Annotated in this window: 1 protein-coding gene; it reads left to right on the top strand. The window is 36.4% G+C overall.

Features of this window, described 5'->3' with window-relative positions; translation table 11 throughout:
• Positions 1 to 97: 97 nt before the first annotated feature.
• Entirely contained in the window at positions 98 to 1,264 is a 1,167-nt protein-coding gene (locus AAV98_RS19725; protein WP_060667207.1) for an IS256 family transposase, read from the top strand.
• Positions 1,265 to 1,368 lie beyond the last annotated feature (104 nt).

Raw genomic sequence — 1,368 nt, 5'->3', positions numbered from 1 at the left:
GATTAAGTCTATATAATTGTGTAAAAAGAAAGGCCATTATCAATGTCCGTGTTACAATGTGTTCGACGAAAAACAATCACACACGGAGGCAATGATAATGACCAACATTAATATTACTATAAATTTAGAACAACTTAAAGCCGAGGTAGAAAAAAGCTCTTTAGGTTCGCCGGTAAAAGCATCTTTAGCCCTTGTTTTGAATTCGCTTATGGAGAAAGAAAGAGATGAATATATAAATGCTCTCTCTCACGAGAGAACGGATGACCGCAGAGGGTATCGAAATGGATACTATGAGCGTGAATTAATTACAGGCACTGGTTCACTCACATTAAAGGTTCCCCGAACTCGTGATGGAGAATTTTCAACTTCTGTTTTTCAAAAGTATGAGCGATGCGAACAAGCTCTAATCCTTTCCATGATTGAGATGGTTGTAAATGGAGTCTCAACTCGTAAAGTTACCAAGATTGTTGAAGAACTGTGCGGAAAAAGCGTGTCTAAATCACTAGTATCTAATCTCACTAAATCTTTAGATCCAATAGTTAATGAGTGGAGAAACCGGCCATTAAACACCCTTTATTATCCATACATATATGTTGATGCCATGTATATTAAAGTTCGTGAGAACGATAGGGTTGTCTCAAAAGGGGTACTTATAGCTTGCGGTGTAAACGCAGAAGGACATAGAGAAATTATCGGGTTAAGGGTTACCCATGGAGAATCAGAAGATAGTTGGTCTAATTTCTTTGATCACTTAAAGTCACGAGGGTTACAATCTCCTAAGATGGTAATTTCTGATGCTCATGCAGGGTTAGTGGCTGCTATAAAAGAATCTTTTTTAGGGACCTCTTGGCAAAGGTGTTGTGTTCATTTTCTTAGGAACATAATGGATTCATTACCTAAGAAAAACTCCTCAGAAGCAAAAACAGAACTCAAGGAAATCTTTAGAACATCCAACATTAAATTGAGCCGAGAACTGAAGAGTGACTTCATTGATAAGTATTATGATGTAAAAGGTTTTACTAAGGTAATTGAAACGTTAGATGCTGGGTTTGAAGATGCAATGCAATTTCATTCTCAAAAAGCTGAGCTGCACAAACACTTACGTACGACCAATATGCTAGAAAGAGTAAATAGGGAAATACGGAGAAGAGAAAGGGTAATTCAAATTTTCCCAAACGATCAATCTGCAATACGTATTGTTGGATCTGTACTGATGAAAATTGAGGAAGACTGGAGTAAGTCAAAGTATCTAAACCATCTCTAATTAATAAAGTTTTTATAGACATCACATTCCTAAGCTACATTGGGAATTAAGGTGAACTGGCACTATAATGATTACTACCTAAATAAAAAAGCGTTTACACTAAT

It is taken from the genome of Bacillus sp. CHD6a, from assembly GCF_001293645.1.
Taxonomy (GTDB): domain Bacteria; phylum Bacillota; class Bacilli; order Bacillales; family Bacillaceae_I; genus Sutcliffiella_A.
The sequence above is the reverse complement of the archived record's forward strand: the minus strand, read 5'-3'. Positions and strand labels throughout refer to the sequence as shown.